Consider the following 5,166-nt stretch of genomic DNA (forward strand, 5'->3'; position numbering starts at 1 on the left):
GTACGTGCTTCGGGGCGTGGATCATCGTCGTGACTCCGCTGACGTGGTCGATGTGGCTTTCGAGGCCGTCGACAAGGTTCGAACCCCAAAGTCGTGGAAGCACAAGAAGAACTACACGGGCCAGTACTGGGCTGCCGCGACGGGCGGGCATGTCTGGTTCGAGTCGTTGTACGAACGGGTCGCCCTCATGCAGATGGACCGTGACCCTGCTGTCGCTGCGATCGCGTCTCAGCCGATGTGGATTGACTGGGCGGGAATACCTCGACGCCACGCGCCCGACTTCTTCGTCCGTTTCCGCGACGGATCGGCCGCGGTGATCGATGTGAAGCCTCTGCTGCGCATCAAGCCGGATGACGTCGAAGTATTCGACTGGACCTCGACGCTCTGCGGTGAACTGGGATGGGACTACTTCGTCGTGCACGACATCACTGAGAGCGAAGGCCGCAACCTCCGCTTCCTGTCCGGCTACCGGTATAACCGGTGGCGCGACCCGGCGAGCCTGGATGTGATGCGTGCCCACTCCGGCGAGTCCGCGCGGTTGTCGGAGTGGGCGAGCCTGCTGGAGGGTGTAGTCCCTCAGCCGCTGGGTGCGGTCTACTCGGCGCTGTGGTGGCGTGATCTGATCTTCGACCCGTCGCGGCGTTTGTCGTTGACGACGGTCGCGAAGGCGGCGTGATCGTGCGGGTCGGCATCGGTGTGACGCTGACCTGGGACGAGCAGCGGTTCGTGATCATCGCCGCTGACTACCGGCATGTCACTCTCCGCTCTCTGGAGGCTGACTTCACGCGAATGGTCGACGCCGATGAGCTGGTCAGGTTGCCGAATGTCACCTGGCATGCGGACCGCACGGATTCGGCGACAGGCTCAGCGGCCCGCATTCTCGACGGACTCGACGATGAGGAGAGACGCGTTGTCGATGCGTGGGCCGAGCACTTGGCTGTGGTCAAAGCCGCGGTCGACAACGGGCAACCGGCGAAGGTGTACTTCGAGGACGTGCGCACGGCGATGTCGAAACTGACTTCCGTGACCTCGTTGGAGACGGTCCGCCGCAAGTTCCACAGATACTGCGCGGAAGGTGTCCTCGGGCTTGTGGACGCGCGGCACCTCAACCGCGGCAAGCGAGACATCGACGTCCGTATTGGCATGGCGCTGAGCGAGCTCGGCGAGAAGGGGACGACGCGATCATCGGGGACGACGAGCCGGACACTCGACCGACTGCGATGGACTCTCGAGGAGGACTACGGCGATGCGATCGACATTCCCAGTCAGCGCACGCTGTACCGGATGGTCGCGGCGCATCCCACGGCACGGAAGCTGAACGGCTCCGCGAAGTCACGTCAGACCTCGGCCAACAAACCCGGTAGAGCGTTCGGGGTGCACGGTTCGTTGCGACCTGGGGAACATGTGCAGATCGATTCCACGGTCATCGACGTGCCATCGCGACTGCTGGACGGTCGGCTGAACCGTGCGGAGCTGACGGTCATCCACGATGTCTCGTGCCGTTCCATCCTCGCGGGAGTCGTGCGGGCAGTCGCAACGAACTCCGCGGACCTCGCGGGAGTGCTCGCCCGGGCGCTGACACCCTACGAGCTGCGGCCGCCGGGCGCGCGGGAGCAGCGGGAGCGTGTCGCGGCTACATGGACTGGGCGGTTCATGATCGACCAGGAGCGACTGGACCACCACCGGCTCGCGCAGCCGTACATTTTCCCCGAGACAATCACGACCGACAACGGCAAGATCTGCCGTTCAGAGGCATTCCGCCGGGGCTGCGAGCGAGCCGGCATCTCACTCATCCACGCGGCACACGAGACCGGCACCGACAAACCCCATGTAGAGAGCGGCTTCGACGCGATCAAGGACGGCTTCGTCCAGTACTTGGAGGGCTTCACCGGCGGCAGCGTCGATCGCCGCGGCCGAGACGAACCCACCGACAGGGCACTTGCCCTCAACCAACTGCAGGAGCTGCTCGAAGACTGGATCGCCATCGAGTGGCAGAACCGACCGCACGCTGGTCTGTCCGATCCGATGCTCCCGGGTCGGGCGCTCACACCGAACGAGATGTTCCGCGCCTACCGACGCATCGCACCCGAGCTGCACGTCCCCTTCGGCCTGGACGAGTTCATCGGGTTCCTTCCCGCCAAGCGCTGCACGCTGCAGGACTACGGCATCAACCATGCGCGGCGCGTCTACCGCTCGAACCGCCTCACAGAGCTCCGTGCCGCAGGTGCGGGCGGAGAGGGCGCCACCCGACCTTGCGTGATCCGCTACGACCCGCACAATCCACTATTCGTCTGGGTCGAGCACGGTGACGAGTTCGTGCCATTCCGTTGCGTCGGCGACCTCCTCGACGAGCCGATGGGAGGCGAAATCTGGCAAGCGGCCCACGCTGTCGACACGGCCACGGACACAGCGATCCGCGAAGAGGCCGCGTACCTGGCCGACCGAATGAAACGCGCCCAATGGGTCAGGCCCGGCAAAGAGCGCAACCGCGCCGTCCGCACGGCCGAGGTCAACCGCGACCCCATGCACATGACAGGTGTCTCGAAGACGATCGCCCGAGAGACGCCAACGACCGAGCCTGACGGAGATGAGGTCATCTGGGAACGCGGTGGCGGCTTCTCACTGCTCACCGATGACGACGGGGTGTGGGAGCGGCTGACATGACTCAGGCCATCAGTACGCGCGAGGGTTGGTCCGCGTTCGTCAGCGAGTCCTTGGACAAGCCACTCCCCATCACGCGCGCTGAGCTGGACGCGATGTCGCCGGGCGACCGCGCGATGAACCGTGAAGCTCGCAAGCAGTTCATGATTCGCGGCCCGGTGGTGAACACGGCGCAGTTCGCGGCGATCGAGACGGAGATTCTGCGACGCCTGATGCTGAACCAGTACAAGTCGCACGGCAAGCTCGGTGTGATCGTGTCGGGGGAGCCGAATATCGGCAAGACCACCACGGTCTCGCATATTGCTCGCAGGTTTGAGCGTCGCCGACGTGACATCGGGCGGGCCAGCGGCGGCAACTCGATCCCGGTGATCTACGTGTCGGTGCCGCCCTCGTGCACCCCGAAACTGATGCTCGGAGAGTTCGCCCACTTCCTCGGCCTCCCGGTGCGTGCGCACTACAACACGGGAGAGCTGATGAACACCGTCGCCAGCGTGATCGCCGCCTGCGGAACCGAGCTGATCATCGTCGACGAGATCCACAACATCAACCAGAAGTACAAGCAGATGGGTGAAGCGTCCGACACGCTCAAGCAGCTGTCGGAGAAGTGCCCCGGCACGTTCGTCTACGCCGGAGTCGACGTCGAAGCCAGTGGACTGCTCGACGGTACCCGCGGACGGCAGATCAGCAGCCGATTCGACATCCTGAACCTGCACAAGTTCGAGAACACCGGAAGGGGCAAAGCGGGATGGGCAGACCTGCTCGTCGCGGTCGAGGACTCCCTCGGACTCATCGACCAGCATCCCGAGGTGATTCTGCGCCACGCGAGCCATCTACACGCCGCGACTGGTGGTGTGATCGGAGACCTGACCGGGATGGTGCACATGCTCGCGATGGAGGCCATCGACAGTGGCACCGAACGCCTCGATTTGGACACGGTCTTCGGCACCGTCCCGGCTGCCGCCCCTGACCGGGTGCCCGCGACGACATGAGGGTGACGACGCCGGCGGGGAGCGTGCGCCGGCTACCAGTGATGGTGCAGCCCCTGGCCGCCGAAACAATTACGGGATTCCTCGGCAGGCTGGCCACCGCGAACGCCCTCACTCCCCGCGATCTTCGGCTCCACGTCACAGACCTCGCTGGAATGTCGCCCTCGCATCCCAACCTCGAGCGCGCTGCAGCGTGGGCGGAGCGCCTCGGCGGTCTCAGGCCCGGGCACTTCGCGGACGATGCCCGCAGGAACGCGATGTATGTGCGCTGCCAGCACTACGCCTGGCAGCCGACGCTCTGCAAACGCTGCGGGTACATGCAGGCTGCCCGAACCGCGTGCCGACGATGCGCGAAAGGCGAGCAGACCTCTGTCCAAAGCCGGGGAGGCGCGGTCTGTAACCGCCACCGGCGCTGGCATTTCGACGGTGCCGACATCGACCTGACGCGGCTTCCGGAGTTCGCCCACGCTGAGCGTTGCCTGTCCGGAACCCTTTGGAAGCGCGGCGTCGGACTCACCACCGGCGAACTCCAACTGTCGGCCTCACTCATTCGGTGTTGGGCGGTCGACGAGCGACTTGAGGGGAGGATCGTCGATCGGATGGGGGTGATCGGGATCGACTCGCTCGACGCGGACAGCGTCTTCCTCGCGGCCTACCCCGAGATCGTGCGCCTGACCACGATCCTCACCGACCTGTCCTTCGCGAGCCACCTCCTGAGCCCGCGGTTCAGCCTTGCGGAGCAGGTCTGGGCACTCGAAGCCGCGGTCATCACGGTCATGCACGGCAGCACGAACCCACGGCTCCACCAGGTCGCCGAACAGATCGTGGCACGAGGGAAGATGGCTGTGGAGACCGCGTTCGGCATGCGCCAGAACGCGAACAACAAGCGCCCAGCCACGCTCGAGAAGGCACTTATTGCTTCGTCCCAGCGGCACCGAAGCTGCCTGCTCCGGCACCTCAGCACCGTCCGGCTTCAGATCGTCCCTTATGAGGCCGGAATCGCTGTTCCAAGGAGCCGCGTGCTGGACCGCCGGAGGCCTTTGCCAGACCTCGTCGTAGCAGAGACATAGGTCTCAGCGGACGAAGCCCGCGCGTATTCGGCCTCCCGCCCGCGCCAGCTCGATCTCGACGCGATCTGCGAACGGAAAGATTTGTCTGTTGCATATGGGCGGGTCGACCGGCGCCGAAGGTCGATCCCAGTGAGGGATCCGTTACCGGACGTTCGTCGAGACTGATCGGCGTTGCAGCTCGATACGCACATAGGCGAGCTCGTCCCGACTCACGACCACGCTGACCAAGGTGGAGTCATCCAAGGCTGTTCCCACCACGAAGACGTGTGGATCCGTGTCGATGCGTGCGGCGCGGTGCTCGACACCGTCGACGAGGAGAACCGTGTCGTTCTGTACTGCGGCCACGGTGAGGTCGGGGGCGGGCGGGAGGCCGCCGATTCTGCCCTCGAGTCCTCTCTCGCGCCGGAAGGACTGGTTCAGTACGGAACTGGCATGCGCAACCAGCGCTT

Annotated in this window: 5 protein-coding genes; 4 read left to right on the forward strand and 1 reads right to left on the reverse strand. The window is 65.0% G+C overall.

The genetic code is table 11. The annotated features are described in order from the left end of the window. The 4 genes from DI573_RS13710 to DI573_RS13725 all read left to right on the forward strand — a co-directional run. The coding region (locus tag DI573_RS13710) for a TnsA-like heteromeric transposase endonuclease subunit (RefSeq protein WP_292815428.1) at positions 1–676 on the forward strand (676 nt) is incomplete at its 5' end. Continuing rightward, positions 673–2,664 (forward strand): Mu transposase C-terminal domain-containing protein, encoded by a 1,992-nt coding sequence (locus DI573_RS13715; RefSeq protein ID WP_292815433.1) that lies wholly within the window; start codon positions 673–675, stop codon positions 2,662–2,664. The genes DI573_RS13710 and DI573_RS13715, both read left to right, overlap by 4 nt. Next, positions 2,661–3,650 (forward strand): TniB family NTP-binding protein, encoded by a 990-nt coding sequence (locus DI573_RS13720; protein ID WP_292815436.1) that lies wholly within the window; start codon positions 2,661–2,663, stop codon positions 3,648–3,650. The genes DI573_RS13715 and DI573_RS13720 overlap by 4 nt, the downstream gene beginning before the upstream one ends. Before the next feature lie 2 nt (positions 3,651–3,652). Further along, on the forward strand, positions 3,653–4,717 hold the full coding sequence (locus DI573_RS13725; RefSeq protein ID WP_292815438.1) for a hypothetical protein: 1,065 nt from the start codon (positions 3,653–3,655) through the stop codon (positions 4,715–4,717). Positions 4,718–4,858: 141 nt separating this feature from the next. Here the strand turns inward: DI573_RS13725 and DI573_RS13730 are convergent. After that, positions 4,859–5,166 (reverse strand): hypothetical protein (locus DI573_RS13730; RefSeq protein ID WP_292815440.1); only part of this gene is annotated, 308 nt, incomplete at its 5' end.

The organism is Microbacterium sp. (assembly GCF_003248605.1).
Classification (GTDB): domain Bacteria; phylum Actinomycetota; class Actinomycetes; order Actinomycetales; family Microbacteriaceae; genus Microbacterium.